Below are 21,628 nucleotides of genomic sequence, written 5' to 3' on the forward strand. Positions count from 1 at the left end.
ATGAAAAAAGTACTAGTAGGATTAAGTGGCGGTGTTGATTCCGCAATTGCCGCATATCTTTTAAAGAAAGACGGATATGATGTTACGTGTGCATTTATGCGTAACTGGGACTCTATGGCAAATGATGATTTTGAAGGAAATCCAACGATCAATGATGCTGTATGTCCACAGGAAGCAGACTATAAAGATGCACAGGATGTTGCTGATAAATTAGGTTTACCTTTACTGAGAATTGATTTTATTAAAGAGTACTGGGATGATGTATTTAAAACATTCCTGGATGAATACAAGCGTGGAAGAACTCCAAATCCAGATATTCTATGCAATCGATATATCAAATTTGATTCTTTTATGAAGTTTGCTGAAAGCAAAGGCTTTGATACAGTTGCGACAGGACACTATGCAAAACTAGGTGAAGAGAATGGGGTACATGTACTGCAGAAGGCAGATGACCGCAATAAAGATCAGTCTTACTTCTTGACAGAGATTCATCGTGAAGTACTTGATCACGTTTTATTTCCATTAGGAAAAGTAGATAAGCCAACAGTTAGAAAATTGGCTGAAGAATTAGATCTTTCCATTGCCAAAAAGAAAGATTCTACAGGAATCTGCTTTATTGGAGAAAGAAACTTCAGACAGTTCTTGTCAAACTATCTTCCAATGAAACCTGGCGATATTATTGACATCAATACAAAGAAAGTTGTTGGTCAGCATGGTGGTGTCATGTATTACACAGTTGGTCAAAGAAAAGGCCTGGATATTGGCGGCATTGGTCCTTTCTATGTCATCGGCAAGGACGTTACAAAAAATGAATTGTATGTTACGGATGAAGAACATCAAGAGTGGCTCTATTCTACATCCTGTTCTATCATTGATGTAAACTGGCTTGCGGATAGAAAGCTTCCATTAACATGCAACGCAAAGTTTCGCTATCGTCAGCAGGATAATCCTGTCACTGTTTCTTTGAGAGAAGATGGTACACTCATTGCATCTTTTCCAGAAAAGATTCGTTCTGTAACGCCTGGTCAGGAAGCTGTCATTTATGATGGTGATACACTGGTGTGTGGCGGCAAGATCGATGTTGTATATCAAAATGATAAAGATTTAATGAAAGAAATCTTAGATACAGTCAATGCGTAATACTTTATCTAACAAAAAAGCAATTGTTTTTCTTATATTGTATTTTGGTGTCTATCTTCTTGTATTTCAGGATTTTCTGAGTGTTTTGATAGGAAAGCATTTTGGAATAGAAATGTATTTTATCAGCAGTATTGTAATGGATCTATGTATGGTTCTTGCATTTGTTTTCATCGGACTAAAATACTTTACGCAAAACTTTCAGATATTTGTAGAAAACTACAAATGCAATATCAAACATATTCTTACGACAGTTGGGTCTTTATTTTTAACAAATCTGTTTTTAGCACAATTGATCTATTTCTTTCTGCCAACGGTACAGGCAGACAATCAAATCAATAACGATCTTGTATTTCAGTCTGCACCAGCTTTCTATATTTTGACTGCAGTAATATTTGCACCATTTCTAGAAGAAACGATCTTTCGTGGATGTATCTTTGCTAAAATACGAGAAAAGCATTCTTTTCTTCTATCTGCAACGATTTCAGGTTGTGCATTTGGATTTTTTCATATCGTTGCATCCTTACTTACCCAGAATTATTCTAACTGTATTTTCTTTGTAATCTATGCGATGTGCGGGTTTGTATTGTGTATTCCCTATGAAGATACAGATACCATTACTACATCGATATTTTCACATATGCTATATAACTTTATAACGATTTTAATTACACTATGGATGAGCTGATTACATTAAATGGTAAAATTACATATGTTCTGTATCGTAATGAAACGAACTTCTATACGGTAGCGAAGTTTCTTGTCAACGATGAAAAAGAACGTCATATCACAATCACAGGCATCTTACCAGAAATTGAGGAAGATGTCCTTTATGATATTCAGGGAACATACGTAGAACACCCAAAATACGGAATGCAGTTTCAGGTACAGACGATACAGCAGCCTTTGCCAAGTGAAAGGGAAGGTATCATTCGATATTTATCTTCTTCCCAGTTTCCTCACATTGGAAAAAAACTTGCGGAAAGAGTTGTAGAAGCACTGGGAGAAGATTGTCTAGCCATGATCAAGGATAATCCTGACTGCCTTTTGCGTGTACCACGCTTAAGCAAAGCGCAGTATGAAAGTATCGTTAATGGAATACAGGAAGATGACAGTGGCTTGCAGCAGCTTGTTTCTTTTATGAATATCCATGGCATTGGTATTCGTAATCTGATTCGTATCAATCAGAAATATGGAAAAGATGCATTAAAGCTGATCAAGGAAAATCCATACCGTGTCGTTGAAGAACTGGATGGGTTTGGATTTGCGACTGCAGACAAGATTGGTAAAGAACTTGGCTTTGAAAAGAATGACCCAAATCGTCTGCATGCGTATCTGATTGCTTTGTGTGAAATGCTCTGTATGAAAAATGGAGATTCTTATATTCCTGAAGCATTGTTAAAGGAATCATTCTTGAAAAAAACAAAAGAGTTTGAAGTTGACTTTGATGAAGTCTTAGACAGTTGTGTTTTATCAAGAGCTTTGATCAATGATGATGGCTGTATTTATCCAAAAGCGCAGTATGATGCAGAAACATACATTGCTTCTTTTTTAGCAGCATTTCCATATCGTACATTGGAACCTTGTGATGATGATGAAGTCAAAGATGCATTGAAAAACATACAAGATAGCATTGGTATTACATATGATGAAACACAGATTCATGCCATTCATACATTATTTGATACATCTGTATCGATTATGAGCGGTGGACCTGGAACAGGAAAAACAACTGTTGTACGCGCCATTGTTGAACTTTTAAAAAGAATGTATCCAAACTGTATCATTGAATGTTGTGCTCCAACAGGCAGAGCCGCAAAGCGACTGTCACAGCTATGTGAAACAAAGTCATCTACGATTCATTCTCTTTTACAGTGGAATCTGGAAAGCAATGAATTTAAAAAGAATGAGAAAGAACCACTCATGTGTGATGTACTCATTATTGATGAGTTTTCTATGGTAGACAGCTATTTATTTGCGAATCTTTTAAAAGCGAGTCATAACGTTAAAAAGATCTGTATCATTGGTGATGAAGATCAGCTGCCGTCTGTTTCTCCTGGATGTGTGTTAAGAGATCTGATTGCATCGAATGTGATTCCGACTGTTCGTCTTGAACATATCTACCGTCAGAAAGGTGACAGCAGTGTCATCACTTTATCTAAAGATTTATTAGAGAATCGTATTGATTTTAATACATATGAAAAAGGTGTTTTGTTCTATGAAACGGATGAAATCAATATCAAGCAAAGTATTCTTAAGATCGTACAGAATTGTTTAGAGAAGGGATATGCGTTATCAGATATTCAAGTATTATCTCCAATGTATGCGGGAAATGCAGGAATTACAGTATTAAACCAGGCACTTCAGGAAACATTTAATCCAAAGACTGTTGATAAGAATGAAGTACGATTAGGATATATTACATTTCGAGAAGGAGATAAAATTCTGCAGTTGAAGAACCAGCCTGATGATGAAGTCTCAAATGGTGATATTGGAACTTTAATAGAAATCGTAGATGCAAAAGAAACAGAAGACAAGAAGACAACCATTGTTGTGGATTTTGATGGCAGCTTTGTAGAATATAAACCTGACAGCTTTTCAAATATTACGCTTGCATATTGTATTTCTGTGCATAAATCACAAGGCAGTGAGTATCCGATTGTGATTATGCCATTTGCGAAAAATCAGTGGATCATGCTGAATAAAAAGTTAATTTATACAGCGATAACACGCTGCAAGAATACTTTGATTCTCATTGGAAACAAAGAGGTATTCTTTCAAGGATGCAATGTGGAAGAAAGACATCAGAGAAATACAAAGTTAGTACAAAAAATATTGACATTCTCAAATAATGAAATATCATTAAACATGCAAATCGATGACAAAGACAAGTAACGCTGTATAGAATGTCTAGAGAGAAGCTGTAAGGTGAAAAGCTTTCAATTATACATGTCGTGAAGCTACTTTTGAGAGTATGAAAACATACCGTTATCCACGTTACGGATGAAATTAAGGTGCACATATTACATATGTGAATCAGGATGGTACCGCGTTAATGACGTTCCTGCATATACAGGAACGTTTTATTATTGGAGGAATGTATGAAAAAGAATTTAACAGGAAATCAAATTCGTCAGATGTTCTTGGATTTCTTCAAATCCAAAGGATTCATGATTGAACCAAGTGCTAGTTTGATTCCACACAACGACCCAACATTGTTATGGATCAATGCTGGTGTATCCACTTTAAAAAAGTATTTTGATGGTACAGAAAAGCCAGCATGTCCACGTATCGCAAACGCACAGAAATGTATTCGTACAAACGATATTGAAAATGTAGGCAGAACTGCACGTCACCACACATTCTTTGAAATGTTAGGAAACTTCTCCATTGGTGATTACTTCAAGAAGGAAGCAATTCCATGGGCTTGGGAATTCTTAACAAGTGAAGAATGGATCGGTATGGATAAAGAAAGACTCTACGTTACAGTTTATCCAGATGATCAGGAAGCATATGATTTATGGGTTCAAGCAGGTATGATTGAATCCCATATTTCAAGAAACAAAGATAACTTTTGGGAAATCGGCAGAGGACCTGGTGGACCAGATTCAGAACTATACTATGACCGTGGTGAAAAATATGATCCAGAAGGTATTGGCGAAAAGCTGTTCTTTGACGATATGGAAAATGATCGTTATGTAGAATTATGGAATATCGTATTCTCTCAGTATGATTGCAGACCTGGTGAAATGCCAAGAACAGAGTACAAAGAACTTCCACAGAAGAATATTGATACAGGTATGGGGCTAGAGCGTCTTGTATGTTTCCTGCAGGAAGGTGAAACAAACTTTGATACAGACTTGTTCCTTCCAATCATTCACGCTACTGAGAAGTATGCAAAGCATTCTTATGACGAAGCTGAATACAAGATGGCTTATCGTGTTATTGCTGACCATATCCGTACAGTTACATTTGCATTGGCAGATGGTGCAATGTTCTCAAATGAAGGAAGAGGCTATGTATTAAGACGTGTTCTTCGTAGAGCTGTTCGTTATGGTATCAAACTTGGAATTGAAGGCAGCTTCATGTATAACCTTGTGCAGGTTTGTGCAGATAACATGAAAGACTACTATGGATATGTTGAAGACAAGGTTGCTCTTGTTTCTAAACTAGTAAAGAATGAAGAAGAAAGTTTCCATAAGACACTTGCTAATGGTGAAGCTTTATTGAATGATGCATTAAAAGAACATGCTGATACAAAGCAGCTGCCAGGTGAAGTTGTATTCAAGCTCTATGATACATATGGATATCCAAGAGAACTGACAGAAGAAATTGCTTCTGATCAGGGATATACAATTGATGAAGCTGGATTTGAAAGAGAAATGGAAGCACAGAAAGAACGTGCTAGAGCTGCTAGAGGTGCAGAACAGTCTATGCATGGTCAGTCCAAGGATTTAATGGATTTCACAGAAGAAAGCAAATTCACAGGCTATACAGATTCTCACTCAACAGGTAAAGTTATCGGTTTATTCAAAGATGGCGTAAAGGTTGATTCCTTGAGTGACAGTGGAGATGTCATCTTAAGTGAAACTTGCTTCTATGCTGAAAGCGGTGGTCAGTGTGCTGATACTGGTAAAGTATGGAATGATACATTCAAAGCTGATGTAACTGACGTACAGAAGGCTCCACACAAACAGCCATTGCATCATTTAGAAAACATTGAAGGTACACTGCATGTTGGTGATATTCTAGAAGGTGAATATGACTATGCTGCTAGACAGCGTACACGTGCAAATCACTCTTCCTTGCATTTACTGCAGGCTGCATTAAAAAAAGTTCTTGGAGATCATATTGCACAGGCTGGTTCTTATAACTGTCCTGAATATGGCAGATTTGACTTCACACACTTTGAAAAGCCAACAGATGAACAGTTGAGTGAAGTTGAAAGAATCGTCAATGAAAAGATCAATGCATCTCTTCCAGTAACTACAGAAGTACTGGCAATTGAAGATGCAAAGAAGACTGGCGCAACAGCCCTATTTGATGAAAAGTATGGTGATGAAGTCAGAGTCGTATCCATGGGAGATTTCTCTAAGGAATTCTGTGGTGGTACACACGTAGATAATACAAACAACCTTGGCTCATTCAGAATCGTTTCTGAAGAATCTATCGGCAGTGGTGTCAGACGTATTACTTGTGAAACAAAGATGGAAGCTTATAACTCTTTCAAGAGCGAAGAAGAATATCTGAAGCAGACTGCTGCCTTATTAAAGATGAAGAGTTTTGATGGCTTACATGAAAGAATTCAGAAGCTATTGGAAGAAAATGCATCCTTAAAGAAACAGATCAATGAAGCTGAAAGTAAAGCAATGGCTTCTGAAGCTGATTCTGTACTAAGCAAGGCTGAAGAATACAATGGTATTCAGGCATTATTCCTGAAACTGCAGGGTAAAGATACAAAGGGATTGAAAGAATATGCTGAAACTTTAAGAAATAAATTAACAAACGGATTTGTATTTATTTCTAATGAAATTGATGGCAAGACAACTTTCGTATGTGCTTCCAGCAAGGAAGCAATCCAGAAGGGCATCAAAGCAGGTGATATCGTGAAGATGGCTGCTACAATGTGTGGCGGTAATGGTGGCGGTAGACCTGATATGGCACAGGCTGGTGCAAAGGATGCTTCCAAGATTGATGAAGCAATCCAAGCCATTAAAGAAAAACTGCAATAAGTGATAAAAGAGAGCGCACTGCTCTCTTTTATTGTTTCTTAAGATTTCCTTTATTTCTCATAATTTTTGCTTTTGGCTTTCTATACAATTTGTATATTTTAGAGTAGAATAGAAGCAATAAGGAGGATTCTATTATGACTCAAAAAAGTGTTACAGAAACAATTAGCTTTTCAGCAGAAGAATTAAGACGTGAGAATATCCGTGAAGTATTAAAACATGTTGAAAAAGCATTAAATGAAAGAGGGTATAATGCAATCAATCAGCTTGCTGGATACCTGATCAGTAATGATCCTGCTTATATTTCCTCTCATAACAATGCTAGAAGTGTCATTCAATCAATTGAACGGCATGAAATCATTGAGGAACTCGTTCGTTTCTATTTAGAGGAGCATGATAAATGAGTAAATACCTTGGATTAGACCTAGGTAGTGTTACTTGTGGAGTTAGTTTTTCTGAGACTGGTTTTATCGCATCTACTGTAAAAACAATACGCTTTAAACCAGATGACTATGATACAGCGATGGATCGTGTATTAGAAGTGGTTGAAGAAATGAAACCGGATGTCATCGTACTTGGACTACCATTGCTTGAAAATGGAGATGTTGCGGAAAGAGCTCAAATCTGCCTGGAATTTGGAAAAGTTTTAGAAGTTGAAAGTGGAATTCCTGTAAAAATGCAAGATGAAAGAAATACAACACAGGAATCTGAATCAATTCTACTGATGGCAGATGTTTCCAGAAAACATCGTAAAAAGAAAATTGATCAGTTAGCTGCTGTCCAGATTTTACAGCGCTATCTAGATTCACATTAAAAGGCGCAAAACGCCTTTTGCTTTGATAGGAGAATGAACATGGAAGATACAAAAATTATGACAATCACTGACGAAAACGGTCAGGAAAAAGAAGTTGAAATCATTTTAACTTTTGAAGATGACAAGAACAAAAAGAAATATGTTCTTTTTACTGATGCTAATACAGATGATGGAAATGTATATGCATACAGCTATGATGAAGATGGCAATATGATTGACATCGAAGATGAAGAAGAATGGAACATGTGTCAGGAAGTATTAGGCGCTTTTTTAGAGGAAGATGAATAATGGCTGAGAATAACACAAGAAAGGATCAAATCATCGACTATGATGAACTCGATGAATTGCCTGATGTTGTTCTTGGTGAACAGACGCTTGCCATGCGTAAATTACGTGAAAATGGCAAACCAGTTGTAGATACAAAACCAAAGCAGCAATCTAAGCAGAATAAAGCTTTAGATGAAGTAAATGTATATGATCAGACAACAGGCATTCCTAGTGTTGAAGAATTGCTGAAACAGAAGATTGAACAGTCAGAAATGGTAAAGGCTGATTCTGCACAGGAAAAGACAGTTGTTTTAGAAAAGTCTGTAGATGATGATTTTCATTTAGAAGAATTGAAAAAAGGGCAGAAATATAGAAACGGTACAAGAATTGATTATCTTGGGAATGAAGTTGAAATTGAAGACTTCAACCCAAATACTGCACGTTATAAAATCGTAGATAATGGCAGAACAAAATGGGTAACAGACAAGAACCTGAAGCTGATTGATCCTGAAATTCCTGTTTCTCTGCAAGATGAAGATCCTGGTGTGAACGATGAATTGTCTCCTGTTCTGGAAGAAGAAAATCAGGAAACAAAAGCGATTCCATTAGAAACAAAAAAGGAAAATATCAATGCGTTAGATTCTGCATATACAGGTACAGCAAGTGTTCCAAAACATGCTAGAACAACAAAACAGAGGGGCATTCCAACAAACCCAGTTCCATTTGAAGAATTATATAAAGAAGCATTTGTTTCCAGTGGTGAAACAGATGAAGAAAGGGCAATCCGCATGAAGAAAAGAAAAACAACACCTTTGATTCAGAAAATCGTTACTGTTATTATTGTTGTTCTTTTAACAATTCTTTGTGCCGGTGTCTATTTGATTTATTCTGGTTTACAGCCAGTGACTTCTACAAGTGAAGAAGTGAAGTTTATGGTAGAAGATGGCTCTACTGTAAAAGACGTTGCGAAAAAGCTGCAGGAAGAAAACATCATTAAGAATGCTGATGTTGCATATACTTATGCAAGATTGAATCAATTGACTGACGTAAAGCAAGGTCTGTTTACATTAGATAAAAGCTGGGGTATCAAGCAGATGTTTACATATCTGAATGATCAGAATGCTGCTAGAAGAGATCAGGTTTCTGTAACTGTGATCGAAGGTGACTGGGCAAAGGATGCTGCAAAAAAGTTCAGTGAAGTTACAAATGTATCCAGTGAAGATTTATTAGCATTATGGAATAATAAAGACTGGATTGTTTCACAGAAAGAAAAATATCCATTCTTGACGGATGATATGTTTAAGAGTGGGGTTCGTATCTATCTAGAAGGATATCTTGCTCCGGATACATACTATGTCAATAAAGAGACAACTGCAGAAGAAATCACAACAACACTTCTTGATCAGTCTTTGACAATCTTTAATAAGTACAAGGATCAGATTGCATCAAGTAATCATAGCATTGCGGATATCTATACAATGGCATCTATTATTCAATATGAAGCTGGTACAAATCCTGAAGATCTTGCAAAGGTTGCTTCTGTATTCTATAACCGCTTAGCACAAGGAATGAAACTGCAAAGTTCTGTAACTGTATGCTATGCAATTGACTTTGACAAGCTGGAAGATAACTGGCAGGCATGTGAAGTAAATCCTGATTTTGATTCTCCATATAACACATACAAATATGATGGCCTGACACCTGGTCCAATTGAAAATGCTGGAGAAGCAGCAATCAAAGCTGCAATTTCACCTGCAGATACTGATTATTTGTATTTTATGGCTGAAGTTTGTCCTGGTGGAGATGGTACGGTGCATTATGCAAAAACATTAGATGAACATAATGCAAATGTATCGAAATATTTGAAATGTTATTAATATGAAATACAGTTCTTGTGTTTATTTAGTAAAAGATGAACAGTGGCTGTTCTTAAAAAGAAACAAGAAGAAAAATGACGTCAATCACAACAAGTTTATTGGGGTTGGCGGAAAGTTAGAAGAAAATGAGACGATGGAACAATGTGCACGCAGAGAAGTGTTTGAAGAAACAGGATTGCATGTACATACATTAGAACATTATGGAACCATTCGTTTTCATTATCCGCATTTCGAAGATGAAATATGTGAGATTTATTTATCATATGATTTCAGTGGAACAATCCATTCTTGTGATGAAGGTGAACTAGTGTGGATTCCGCAAGATCAGATTTTTACACTTGACTTATGGGAAGGTGATATTCTTTTCTTAAAGAAAATGTTACGGAAAGAGCATTTTGATTTTGATCTTACATATGATGCATCGGATCGTTTAATACAATGCGTGGAGAATACAGTATGAAACCATTAATTATAGGAATTGCTGGTGGTTCTGCCAGCGGAAAAACATCTATTTCTAGACATATTCAGGAAAAATTTTCTGATTTGACTAGAGTACTTGTCATCCGTCAGGATGATTACTATAAAGATCAGTCTCATAAGCCTATGAGTGAAAGAATCAAGACAAACTATGATCACCCAAGTGCTTTTGACAATGATCTTCTTGTACAGCAGGTACATGATCTAATGGATGGAAAGCCTATTGAAAAACCAACCTATGATTTTGTAAATCATACAAGAAGTGATGTGAGTGAATGCTGTTATCCATGTGATGTTTTGATTCTTGAAGGATTATTCATCTTAGAAGACGAAAATCTTAGAAATCTATTGGATATCAAAGTGTTTGTTGATACGGATGCAGATATTCGTTTTATTCGAAGATTGAATCGAGATGTACAGGAGCGTGGCAGAACAATGGAAAGTGTTGTGAATCAATACATGTCTACGGTTCGACCAATGCATGAATCATTTATTGAACCATCAAAACGATTTGCGGATATTATCATCCCTGAAGGTGGTGCAAATACTGTTGCAATTGATTTGTTAAACACAAAAATTTCTAGCATACTGACAAGTGAAATGCTATAATACGAAAGCATGTAAAAAGGAGTAGAACAATGGCTGAAGAAAATAAAATCTATGTCACTGAAGAAGGTCTGAAAAAATTACAAGATGAATATGATAATCTGGTTCATGTAGTCCGTGAAGAAGTTAAGGCAGAACTTGCTGAAGCTCGTTCACAGGGTGACTTGAGTGAAAACGCTGACTATGATGCTGCTAGAGAAAAGCAGGCTGAAGTTGAACATCGTATCCAGGAATTGGAAAACATGTTACAGGTTGGACATTATGAAATCATTTCTACACAGAAGAAGGGTAAGAAAAATGTTCAGATTGGTAGCACAGTTACATTGAAGTTCATGGATACTGAAGAAGAAGCTCAGTATCATATTGTTGGTTCAACAGAAGCTGATCCATTAAATGGTAAAGTATCAAATGAAACACCTTTAGCACAGGCTATCTTAGGAAGCAAAACTGGAGATGTTGTTACTGTTGAAGTTGCTAAGCCTTACAAGGTTACAATTCTAAACATTAAGTAAGTTGGAAATTTTCCAACTTTTTTTTGGAACTTTAGAAAAACACGTGAATAACTATATTGTAGGAGGTTATGTTATGAACCAGAATAGCATTCACAATATAGAGCATTCTTATCAGTTTCATCCTGTTTTCTTGAATTCTATAAATGATAAAAGAATCATTCAATGGATTGAATCCATCACTCATCTTAAAATTCAATCCATAAAAAAACACCATTCAACTGATGCTGAAGATGATTCTGTTGTATTTGAAGTCGTTTTTGAAGGGTCAGACGACGTATATACTGTCATCATTAAACTTGGCAAAAAGCTTCTAAAAGACAAAATCATAAATCAAAATACACAAAATGCATATGAAAAGACAGTTTTTGATTATCGTCCTTCTTCTTATAGGAATTTTAAGTGTTGATCTTAAACCAGTTTCCTTATCTGATCCTGAAAATACACGAATTCATGTTTCTATCAAAGGGGCAGTTGAAAAAGAAGAAACAATCAGTTTAAAGCAATATGCAACGGTACAGGAAGCAATTGACCAGATTCAGCTCAAAGAGAATGCTGATATTTCTTCTCTTAACCCAAACATGGTATTAAAAGATGCCGACGTATTATCGATACCATATCAGACAGATGAAGAAGAACTCCCACGCATTTCTATCAACCAGGCAACACGTGAAGAGCTGCAGCAGTTAGATGGTATTGGTCCATCAACTGCAGATGCAATTATTCAATATCGTGAGGAACATGGTCTGTATCAGACAATTGAAGATATCATGAAAGTCAAAGGAATTGGAAATGCAAAGTTTGAGAAAATCAAAGAGAAGATTACGTTATGACTTCGTGTAAGAATCATTGTGTATTTTTATCTCTTCTTATGTTTCTTTTTGCTTTGTGTTATCAAAAGATATTTGTTTTATCTCTTTGCTGCTGTATTGTTCTTTGGATACTTCGTACAAAAGATCATAGCTTTTTATTTGTATGTACTATTTTAGTGATATTTTCTATTCCACGAGGATATACAAGATATCCTGACATGAAGGAAGGAAAAGCAATCCAGGTTTCTTCTTCGTATGCAATTTTAAAAAGTGGAAATCAAAAGGTTATTGTCTATACAAAAGAGCCTTTATTTTTTGATTAGACGTTTGGTGCACACTCGTGACTTCAGTCGTGAGTAAACTAAACAATATAGTTAGCGTATAAAGAAATTTGTACGTAGTGGTATACTACAATACCCAACAAAGAGACTGAATTGCTGGAATAATTCGTAAAGGCAGTTGAGCTACAACGCAGGTTTGAAATACAGCCAAGCGTGAATGCGGCGAAAGCAGAAAAAATCAACTGTATGGTGCATGGTCAAACCCTAAACGCTTGCAAATCGAAAATCAGCAGCTAAGCTCCGAATAGGAGAAAGTTCAACGACTATCCCTCGTGAGGGGAGTACATCCAAGCGGATGGAAGTGGTCTCGCCTGAAGCAGTGGAGATAACATCAAAGCTGTCATGGATAAGATATAGTCTGTGCCTGTATGAAAGTTCAGGATGTCCCAAAAGGACTGCCATAGAAGCAGCGAGCTATGGTGAACAACAACTACTCAAAGTTCTTTTGAGTTTTTACATATGTTATTTTAAAATATTTATATTTGTTTACAAATCAAAGGATTTTGCTTATACCTATGTTATAATATTTATAGAGAGGTTTCTATGAATATTGTACATGGCAGAGGTTACGTTTACGGATTGCAATACCACATTGTGTTTTGTGTGAAATACAGAAAAACCAATACTTACTGGCGAAGCTGAAACTCGATTGAGAGACATATTCTCAATGATTGCTGAAGATAACTGCTTCACAATCGAGGAGATGAATATGGACAAGGATCATGTTCACCTGCTTATAAGCTGCTCCCCTCAAAACTATATACCTTCAATGATGAAGGCCTTGAAAGGTGTATCAGCACATAAGCTGTTCAAACAAATGCCAGAATTGAAAAAGGAATTGTATAAAGGTCATTTGTGGAATCCATCTTATTTCGTGGCTACTGTGTCAGAAAATACAGAAACCCAGATAAGAGAATACATTCGAGCACAGAAGGTGGTAAATGTATGACGATTACAAAAGCTTATAAAGTCAGACTTTACCCAACAAAAACACAGCAAGAACTGATGATCAAAACATTTGGATGTACACGGTTTGTGTACAACAAAGCATTACACATCTGCCAGGAAACATATCGTGCTTCAAAAAGACTAGTATTTTATGACGAACTCAGTAAAATGCTCACTTTTTGGAAAACTACTGAAGAGCTGTGTTTCCTGAAGGAAGTAGACAAGTTTGCTTTACAGAACAGTTTGAGAAATCTAAAAAAAGCTTTCACCAATATGAAAGGCGGATCAGGATATCCAAACTACAAATCCAAACACGATCATTATGATTCTTATACAACACAACCTACGAATAACAATATTTCAGTAGATAATACCTACATCAAACTGCCCAAACTGGGGCATGTCAGATATCGTGATAAGAAAACACCACAAGGTAAAATTCGTAATGTCACTATATCTAGAACGCCTTCTGGCAAGTATTATGCCAGCGTTTGTGTTGAGACAGAGGATGTTAGGGAATTGCCGATGACAGGTAATCAAATCGGTATTGATCTTGGAATCAAAGGATTCTGTACTATGAGCAATCACGAGAAAGTAGAAAATCCTCGCTTTCTGAATAAGACACTGCAACAGATACAGAAACTCCAAAGAGAGCTATCTCGAAAATCAAAAGGTAGTTCCAATTGGGAGAAGAACCGTATCAGACTTGCACGTTTGTATGAAAAAGCAACAAATCAGAAAAGGGATTTTCTTGAGAAACTGTCCACAAGAATAGTGAGTGAGAATGATGTCATCTGTATTGAAGATTTACATGTGTCAGGTATGGTGAAAAATCATAATCTTGCACAATCCATTCTCAGTGCATCGTGGTATGAATTTGTGGCTAAGCTAATATACAAAGCTAAGTGGTACGGTAAGACGGTAATCAAAGTCAATCGTTTCTACCCAAGCAGTCAGCTTTGTTCTGCATGCGGTCATAAAAATCCGTTGGTTAAAGATCTATCAATTAGAGAGTGGATATGTCCAGTATGTGGAATATCTCACGATAGAGATATCAACGCATGTACAAATATTTTAAACGAAGGCTTAAGGCAACTTGAAGTTGTCTAACATATGTAAGAACCGCAGGAACTGCGGGGATAGCCTGCTAATATATCTGAGAACGGGGAATGAACAATCATTCTAGGGATACAGAGTTCGCAGGAACCTCGTGACTTCAGTCATGAGTAGTTCAGGCATCATATACAGTGACTACTGAATTTAAAAGGGTTGATGAATCCTTTCATTCATATGGATTTTCGTATTCACACTGGCTGAACAGTCAGGGAATCTATTATGCAGTAGATGAATCTTTCATTACGTTAAAGAAAGAAAACATTTCGATACGAAGATGGATTCAGAAAAAAATCAATACCATAGAAGATGTATCGATACAGTCACTATTAAATAAAAGCCTGTTAAATATTAAAGATACGAAAGAAAACTCATGGATGAAAGAAGCAGGGTTTTCTTATATTTCGATACTGTTTCTGTTTCATGTAATCTGTAAATATTTCATGAGTGAAAAAAAGAAAGATGTCGTGCTTTCTGTAATTACGATTCTTCTATTAATTGTGTATCGCTTTCCTATGATTCTTGTTGAAAATCTTTTATTCCGTGTATCTCGCTATTTTCCACTGTCCAGACAGAAGTCTGCTTCACTTATCACAATGTTCATTATGTTTTTTTATCCTTCTGAGATTACTTCTGCTTCTTTTCTGATTCCTTCTCTCTACCATTATTCATTTTTATTTAATGAGCACAAAAAAGGAATCCTGTTTCTATTGATTTCAATCTTGCAAAGTATCTTATTTCAGACAATCAATCCAATGCGTTCTTTCCTGTATCCCTTGAACATGTTTCTGCATGGTTTCTTCTTTCTATTTTCTCTTGTGCGTTTCTTTACACCTGTTGATTTTGTGTCTTTGATTGCTTCAGCATTACAGTTATTCAATACATTGATGAATGCATTTTCTCTAAAAGGTTCCATTGCTGGTGCTGGATGTATTTTCTATATCCTTGTTGTCAGCATGTTTCATCATAAAGTCAAAGCTGCAATTGTATTGTTATATATATTTCAGATAACTGGATTATTTCATCCATGTATGGAAATGACAATGATCAATATAGGACAGGGAGATGCTATCTTAATTCGTGCGCCATTGAACAGTGACAATATCTTAATTGATACTGGCAAACCATCAGCATACAACGCTTTAAAAACATATCTGGATGCAAAAAGTATTTATGTCATTAATACATTGATCATTACACATAATGATAATGATCATAGTGGAAACAAGACGAACATTCAAAAAGACTTTACAGTAAAGCAATGCATTGAAACACATCAAACAACAATACAGTCTTCTATTTTCACACTCCAGGATATCAATGAAATACAAAGTGAAGATGAGAATGACAGCTCCATTGTCAATGTCGTTAACTTTAATGGAAAACAGGTGTGTCTAATGGGTGATGCATCAGACAAAACAGAAGAAGAAATCATCCATAAATATCCAACGTTATCTTGCGATATTTTAAAACTTGGTCATCATGGTTCATCAACATCATCTTCTGATCAGTTTTTAGATGTTGTACGTCCAGAAACTGCCTTGATTTCATCAGGTGCCTACCGTATCTATCATCATCCAAGTGAAGAAACAATACAGAAATTATTGAAACGACATATCCCGTATTTCGATACAAAAACAAGTGGGGATATCACAATTCTATGTTTTGGCAAGATTCGTGTTTTTATTACATCGAGATTTGAAATAGGTCTGATATAATAGATGCATGTCAGTTTATATTTATTGTGGTGAAGATATCTATCGTATTGAAGAAGGCTTGAAACTGCTTTTGAACAAAAGGCATATTGATGCAGATCATACAGTTACAATTGATGCATCAGACAAGCGTTCTTTTACGATTGAAAGTGTACTTGTTGAATGCGATTCTTTTTCCTTGTTTGATGATGAATGTAAAGCCATTATTGTGAAAAACCCTTTCTTTCTTTCATCAAGTTCCAAGGAAGCTGAAAAGCCAGCAAAAACAGATACACCTGCAGTCAAAAAAAGAAAAGAAAATGAAGCAGGTAGACGTGAGAAAAGATTAGCTTTGATGGAAAAGTATTTGTTGAATGAAAATCCAAATACAATTCTTGTTTTTGAATGCCATGGATATCAAGCCGACTCCAGAAAAAAAGATTTTAAGCTTTTAGAAAAGTACAATGCACAGATTGTATCCTTCAAAAAAATGGATGAAATGGAATTTCAGAAATATGTTGATCAGAATCTCAAGCAAAAAGGAATTTCATTAACTGCAGAAGCAAAAGCTGAACTTCTTTTACGCCTTGGCGGAGATACAATGCTGCTCCATTCTGCAATTGAAAAATTAGATCTTTACGGAGAAAAAAATCTCAATCTGAATGATATCAAGCATCTTGTATCTTTAAATTCAGATGTGAATATTTTTCAATTGACAACTGCGTTTACACAAGGAGATTTGAAGGGCTGTATGGAAGCTGTAGATGATATGCTTCTTGCCAATTACAACTATACAGTCATGATCAGTATGTTATCCAAAAGATTACGTACGATGTATAATATGATGTTGCTGCATGAAACTGGATATTCCAATGATGAAGTTGCAGCAAGGATGCATGTGAAAAGCGGGTTTGTATATTATGCATTAAAAGATGCTTCTCATTTTTCATCAAAGCAAATATTATCTTATTTAAACGAACTGGCAGGTATGGATCAAGGAATCAAGCAAGGCACATTAGATCCAAAAAACAGTTTTGAAAATTTTTTAATCAGAAACGGAAAGAGGAAACATGCAGGGTATCAAAGAACTTTTTAAAATTGGAAGAGGACCATCATCTTCACATACACTTGCGCCAGAAAGAGCGTGCAAGTTATTTCTAGAGGTCAATGGAACATATCCAGGATATCTCGTAGAACTTTATGGATCATTATCTTTAACAGGAAAAGGGCACCACACAGATAAGATCATTGAAGAAACGTTAGGTGGCAATTGTAAAGTTGTCTTTAATCTTGACTGGGATGAAAGCTTTCCAAATGGATTCTATATATATGGATTAGATGCAGATGGAAACAAGCAGGTGAAATGGACCGTCTTCTCGATTGGTGGAGGAAGCATCCAAATCAAGGAACATCCTGTCAATTACAATGATGAAGTGTATTTTGAAACTTCTTTAGAAAAAATCTATCAGGTTTGTGAAAAGAATCATGAAACTTTAATGGAGTATGCGCAAAGACATGAAAGTGATATTCGTACATATCTTTCTGATATTCTAGATGCAATGTGTGCTTGTGTGAAACGTGGATTAAGTGAAGAAGGCATGCTTCCTGGTGAATTACAGATGCGTCGTTCTGCGCATGATTTATATTTACAAGGATTGCATGCAAATATGTCTGATCAAAGAGATATTCGTCTGATGTCATATGCATATGCAGCAAGTGAAGAAAATGCTGCAGGCCATACATGTGTTACTGCACCAACGCTAGGTGCATGTGGGGTACTTGCTGCATTTATGTATTACGCATATAACGATTGTGAAATTACAAGAGAAAAATGTATTGATGCTTTGATCATTGCTGGTATTTTTGGAAATGTTGTAAAAACAAATGCTACGATTTCCGGTGCTGTTGGCGGATGCCAGGCAGAAGTTGGTACTGCCGTATCTATGACTGCTGCTGCCTGTGCATATTTAGAAGGCCTGCAGCCTTCCCAGATTGAATATGCTGCAGAAATTGGTATGGAACACAATCTTGGCTTGACTTGTGATCCAGTTCTTGGATATGTCATGATTCCGTGTATTGAAAGAAATGCCGTTGGTGTTAGAAGAGCAGTCGATTCTGCAAATCTTGCAAAGTATTTATCTAGAGTCAGAAGTCATCTTGTATCTTTTGATATGGTCGTAGAAACAATGAAAGATACAGGCTCTCAGCTGCCTCGTTCCTTACGCGAAACCGCAGAAGGAGGATTAGCAAAAGAGTGGGAGAAATAAAACATATTATTCATCCATTTGAACCAGTTTACGATGCTTCTAGTAAAGTATTGATTCTTGGTTCTTTTCCATCTGTTGTTTCTAGAGAAAAAAACTTCTATTACATGAATGCAAACAATCGTTTCTGGAAAGTCATGGAAGCTTTATTTCAAGAAGAAATACGTGATAAAAAGCAATTCTGTCTTGATCATCATATAGCATTATGGGATGTTATTTATTCTTGTACGATCAAAGGAAGCTCAGATTCTTCCATTCAGAATGTACAGGTCAATGACATTCCACTGCTATGTCAAAATTCAAATATTCAAGCAATATTTTTAACAGGCAAGAAAGCATTTCAGCTATATGAGAAATATATTGATTTAGACGTAGAACATATTTACTTACCATCTACAAGCAGTGCAAATGCAAAAATGCATTTAGATCAGCTTGTAGAATCATACAAAATTATTTTGGAGAAGTTATGAAGAAAGTTGAACTATTAGCACCTGCAGGAAATATGGAAGCTTTAAAAGCAGCAGTCAATGCAGGGTGTGATGCAGTATATCTCGGATTGAAATCTTTTTCTGCAAGAGCGTTTGCGGGAAACTTTTCTCATGAAGAATTTATAGAAGCCATTCATTATTGTCATACAAGAAATGTAAAAATCTATTGTACGATCAATACAATGCTTTATGAAACGGAAATAGAAAATGCCAAAAAAGAAGTTGACTTTCTTTATGAAAATGACTGTGATGCAATTTTAATTCAGGATCTTGGACTGTTCCATTATGTTAGAACATGTTATCCAGATATGCCTGTTCATTGTTCTACACAGATGCACATTCATAATCTCAAAGGCGTTGAATTCATGAAAAATCAAGGTGTTGAAAGAGTTGTTCTTGCTAGAGAAACACCACTCGAGATCATTCAGCAGGCATGTCAAATGGGTGTTGAAATTGAAGTATTTACGTATGGTGCAATCTGTATTTCTTACAGTGGTCAATGTATGATGAGTGCCAGTGTGAAAAACAGAAGTGCAAATCGAGGGATGTGTGCACAATGCTGCAGACTGAAATATACGCGTGTTGATGGCTCTCACTTCAAAGAAGGAGATTATATTCTTTCTCCAAAAGATCTGAATGTCATTGATCAGCTTCCTTCACTCCTTGATGCTGGTGTATCTTCATTGAAAATTGAAGGCAGAATGAAGAGAAGTGAATATGTCTATCTTGTGATTAAAACATTTAGAGAAGCAATTGATGCATACTATGCAAACAAAACATATCATGTATCCAGCGAACGCTTGAAGCAGCTGGAAGAAATGTTCTATCGTGGATTTTCTAATGGTCATTTATTCCATGATGATGTTACGCATCGAATGAGTCAGTATCGTCCAAACCATCAAGGTATTGCTATTGGTAAAGTATTAGCATATCGCAATGGTCGAGTACAGGTAAAATTAAGTGATGATCTATATCAGAATGATGGTTTACGAATTATCAATGAACCACATGATACAGGCTTATCTGCAATCAAGATCTATAAGAATGACTTGCTTGTCAATCATGCAAAAGCAAATGATATCGTATGGATTACATGTCCAAGTGATCCTGCACCAAAAAAAGGACAAATTCTACGTAAAACAACAGATACACACCTGCTAGACTGGATCCATGCACAGATGGAAGAACATCCTCGTTTGATTCCATTGCGTATGAAATATCGCGCATTGACCGGTCAGCCTTTTGAAGTCATTGTAGAAGATGAAAATGGACATGTAGCAAAGGCACAAAGTGATTCCATCATTGAAAAAGCAAAGAATGCTGCTGTTACACAAGACAAAATCGTGCGTTCTCTATCTAAAACAGGAGAATATCCATACGAAATTGTAGATATTCATGGCGAGGCAGAAGATATTTTCTTGCCTGTTTCTATCATGAATGAAACAAGAAGACGTGCGTTGCAGCTGCTTGATGAAGCAAGAAGTACCTATCGCATCAATGCTGGCAAACAGCCATATCATCTAGAATTATGTGAAAACACGGATGTATTGTCTAGAATCATCTATGAATCTTCTTCAGTTGATTTCAATAATAGCGATATCCATCACATGCATCATTTAGATGTCATTGATGAAGATAACAAAGAGAAAAATACATACAGTGATGTACTGATCAGCAGTGTATGTGATTTGAATAATACATTAGATCATTGTATTGCTTCACCAACAATGAATCTTGCCAACTCATATGCTTTAGCATATGTATTATCGCAAGGTGCAAGTGGCGTTATATTCTCTAGTGAAATGGACAATGAACAAATCAAACAGGCTCTTGATGCATTTGCAGATCGTTATGGCTTTGTACCAAAAACATATCGTCTTGTATATGGCAAGCGTACTGTCATGTATATCAAAGACCGTTTTGTTAACGAAGATATAAATGCAATTAGAGATTTGAATGATCTTGTATATGAAGTTAAAAAAGAAAATAAAATCACTACGATCCATGAACCAGCACTCTACGTTTCCAAAAATCCATATTGTTATGGATCTTACTTGATAATTGAAGGAAAGAAGAGTATGGATATCCTTGAGGAAAGCTATGAAGAAATTTCTAGAAGAATTTAAAACGTTTGCTTTAAAAGGCAATGTAATGGGCATGGCTGTTGGTGTCATTATTGGAGCTGCATTTCAGGCAATTGTTTCTTCACTTGTTTCAGACATCATCTCACCATTGCTTGGATCATTTGCGGGAATGAATTTTGATACCTTATTTGTATCAATCAATGGTGCTACATTAGCATATGGAAAGTTTATTACCGCAGTGATCAACTTTCTCATCATGGCATTTGTACTATTCATGATTGTGAAAACAATCAATAAAATATCTTCAATGCTCCATGAAGAAAAAGTAGAAGAAAATGAAAAGAAAAAGAGTGATGAACTGATTGCTTTAGAAAAAATCGTTTCCTTGCTGGAAGAAAAAAATAAAAAATGAAACTGTTTTGTTTAGGAAATACTTCTTGAATCAAACAGTTTTTTATTTGAAAAATA

The 21,628-nt window shown here is 35.9% G+C and carries 21 protein-coding genes, 1 pseudogene and 1 other annotated feature; all 22 genes and pseudogenes read left to right on the top strand.

The window, feature by feature from the left end; genetic code table 11:
* The 22 genes and pseudogenes from mnmA to mscL all read left to right on the top strand — a co-directional run bounded on the left by mnmA (window position 1) and on the right by mscL (window position 21,572).
* On the top strand, window positions 1-1,140 hold the full coding sequence (gene mnmA / locus ACTND6_RS00650; protein WP_441021119.1) for a tRNA 2-thiouridine(34) synthase MnmA: 1,140 nt from the start codon (window positions 1-3) through the stop codon (window positions 1,138-1,140).
* Window positions 1,133-1,825: a lysostaphin resistance A-like protein gene (locus ACTND6_RS00655; RefSeq protein ID WP_441021117.1), complete on the top strand. Its 693-nt coding sequence runs from the start codon at window positions 1,133-1,135 to the stop codon at window positions 1,823-1,825. Before mnmA ends, ACTND6_RS00655 begins: the two co-directional genes overlap by 8 nt.
* Window positions 1,813-4,032, top strand: a complete 2,220-nt coding sequence (recD2, locus tag ACTND6_RS00660; RefSeq protein ID WP_441021115.1) for an SF1B family DNA helicase RecD2 — start codon at window positions 1,813-1,815, stop codon at window positions 4,030-4,032. Before ACTND6_RS00655 ends, recD2 begins: the two co-directional genes overlap by 13 nt.
* Window positions 4,007-4,206 (top strand) — a binding site (T-box leader). It overlaps the preceding gene by 26 nt.
* A 32-nt stretch (window positions 4,207-4,238) precedes the next feature.
* On the top strand, window positions 4,239-6,869 hold the full coding sequence (gene alaS, locus ACTND6_RS00665) for an alanine--tRNA ligase (protein WP_441021113.1): 2,631 nt from the start codon (window positions 4,239-4,241) through the stop codon (window positions 6,867-6,869).
* Between the two features lie 134 nt (window positions 6,870-7,003).
* Entirely contained in the window at window positions 7,004-7,270 is a 267-nt protein-coding gene (locus ACTND6_RS00670) for an IreB family regulatory phosphoprotein (RefSeq protein ID WP_441021111.1), read from the top strand.
* Window positions 7,267-7,680, top strand: a complete 414-nt coding sequence (ruvX, locus tag ACTND6_RS00675; RefSeq protein WP_178175997.1) for a Holliday junction resolvase RuvX — start codon at window positions 7,267-7,269, stop codon at window positions 7,678-7,680. Before ACTND6_RS00670 ends, ruvX begins: the two co-directional genes overlap by 4 nt.
* A 39-nt stretch (window positions 7,681-7,719) precedes the next feature.
* On the top strand, window positions 7,720-7,968 hold the full coding sequence (locus ACTND6_RS00680) for a DUF1292 domain-containing protein (RefSeq protein WP_178175999.1): 249 nt from the start codon (window positions 7,720-7,722) through the stop codon (window positions 7,966-7,968).
* Window positions 7,968-9,824 (top strand): endolytic transglycosylase MltG, encoded by a 1,857-nt coding sequence (mltG, locus tag ACTND6_RS00685; RefSeq protein WP_441021108.1) that lies wholly within the window; start codon window positions 7,968-7,970, stop codon window positions 9,822-9,824. Before ACTND6_RS00680 ends, mltG begins: the two co-directional genes overlap by 1 nt.
* Window position 9,825: 1 nt before the next feature.
* Window positions 9,826-10,284 carry an NUDIX hydrolase gene (locus ACTND6_RS00690; RefSeq protein ID WP_441021106.1) on the top strand — a complete coding sequence of 153 codons (459 nt, stop codon included), beginning with the start codon at window positions 9,826-9,828 and terminating at the stop codon, window positions 10,282-10,284.
* Entirely contained in the window at window positions 10,281-10,910 is a 630-nt protein-coding gene (gene udk, locus ACTND6_RS00695) for a uridine kinase (protein WP_441021104.1), read from the top strand. The genes ACTND6_RS00690 and udk overlap by 4 nt, the downstream gene beginning before the upstream one ends.
* Before the next feature lie 29 nt (window positions 10,911-10,939).
* On the top strand, window positions 10,940-11,419 hold the full coding sequence (gene greA, locus ACTND6_RS00700; RefSeq protein ID WP_178176006.1) for a transcription elongation factor GreA: 480 nt from the start codon (window positions 10,940-10,942) through the stop codon (window positions 11,417-11,419).
* A 73-nt stretch (window positions 11,420-11,492) separates the two neighbouring features.
* A complete protein-coding gene (locus ACTND6_RS00705; protein WP_441021102.1) occupies window positions 11,493-11,825 on the top strand; it encodes a hypothetical protein in 333 nt (110 codons plus the stop codon).
* Window positions 11,770-12,249, top strand: a complete 480-nt coding sequence (locus tag ACTND6_RS00710) for a ComEA family DNA-binding protein (protein ID WP_441021100.1) — start codon at window positions 11,770-11,772, stop codon at window positions 12,247-12,249. Before ACTND6_RS00705 ends, ACTND6_RS00710 begins: the two co-directional genes overlap by 56 nt.
* Complete coding sequence (locus ACTND6_RS00715; protein ID WP_441021098.1) at window positions 12,246-12,551, top strand: hypothetical protein; 306 nt, start codon at window positions 12,246-12,248, stop codon at window positions 12,549-12,551. Before ACTND6_RS00710 ends, ACTND6_RS00715 begins: the two co-directional genes overlap by 4 nt.
* Before the next feature lie 561 nt (window positions 12,552-13,112).
* Window positions 13,113-13,518 (top strand): annotated as a pseudogene (gene tnpA, locus ACTND6_RS00720) (IS200/IS605 family transposase).
* Window positions 13,515-14,627 (top strand): IS200/IS605 family element RNA-guided endonuclease TnpB, encoded by a 1,113-nt coding sequence (tnpB, locus tag ACTND6_RS00725; RefSeq protein WP_441021096.1) that lies wholly within the window; start codon window positions 13,515-13,517, stop codon window positions 14,625-14,627. Before tnpA ends, tnpB begins: the two are co-directional and overlap by 4 nt.
* 137 nt (window positions 14,628-14,764) lie before the next feature.
* Window positions 14,765-16,348 carry a ComEC/Rec2 family competence protein gene (locus ACTND6_RS00730; RefSeq protein ID WP_441021094.1) on the top strand — a complete coding sequence of 528 codons (1,584 nt, stop codon included), beginning with the start codon at window positions 14,765-14,767 and terminating at the stop codon, window positions 16,346-16,348.
* A gap of 7 nt (window positions 16,349-16,355) precedes the next feature.
* On the top strand, window positions 16,356-17,420 hold the full coding sequence (holA, locus tag ACTND6_RS00735; RefSeq protein WP_441021092.1) for a DNA polymerase III subunit delta: 1,065 nt from the start codon (window positions 16,356-16,358) through the stop codon (window positions 17,418-17,420).
* Window positions 17,395-18,591 carry an L-serine ammonia-lyase, iron-sulfur-dependent, subunit alpha gene (locus ACTND6_RS00740; RefSeq protein ID WP_441021090.1) on the top strand — a complete coding sequence of 399 codons (1,197 nt, stop codon included), beginning with the start codon at window positions 17,395-17,397 and terminating at the stop codon, window positions 18,589-18,591. Before holA ends, ACTND6_RS00740 begins: the two co-directional genes overlap by 26 nt.
* Window positions 18,579-19,058 carry a DNA-deoxyinosine glycosylase gene (locus ACTND6_RS00745; protein WP_441021088.1) on the top strand — a complete coding sequence of 160 codons (480 nt, stop codon included), beginning with the start codon at window positions 18,579-18,581 and terminating at the stop codon, window positions 19,056-19,058. Before ACTND6_RS00740 ends, ACTND6_RS00745 begins: the two co-directional genes overlap by 13 nt.
* Complete coding sequence (locus ACTND6_RS00750; protein ID WP_441021087.1) at window positions 19,055-21,202, top strand: peptidase U32 family protein; 2,148 nt, start codon at window positions 19,055-19,057, stop codon at window positions 21,200-21,202. The genes ACTND6_RS00745 and ACTND6_RS00750 overlap by 4 nt, the downstream gene beginning before the upstream one ends.
* Entirely contained in the window at window positions 21,177-21,572 is a 396-nt protein-coding gene (gene mscL, locus ACTND6_RS00755) for a large conductance mechanosensitive channel protein MscL (RefSeq protein ID WP_441021085.1), read from the top strand. Before ACTND6_RS00750 ends, mscL begins: the two co-directional genes overlap by 26 nt.
* The last annotated feature ends 56 nt before the right edge of the window (window positions 21,573-21,628 follow it).

The sequence above is a fragment of the Bulleidia sp. HCP3S3_C9 genome, assembly GCF_052064035.1.
Taxonomy (GTDB): domain Bacteria; phylum Bacillota_I; class Bacilli_A; order Erysipelotrichales; family Erysipelotrichaceae; genus Bulleidia.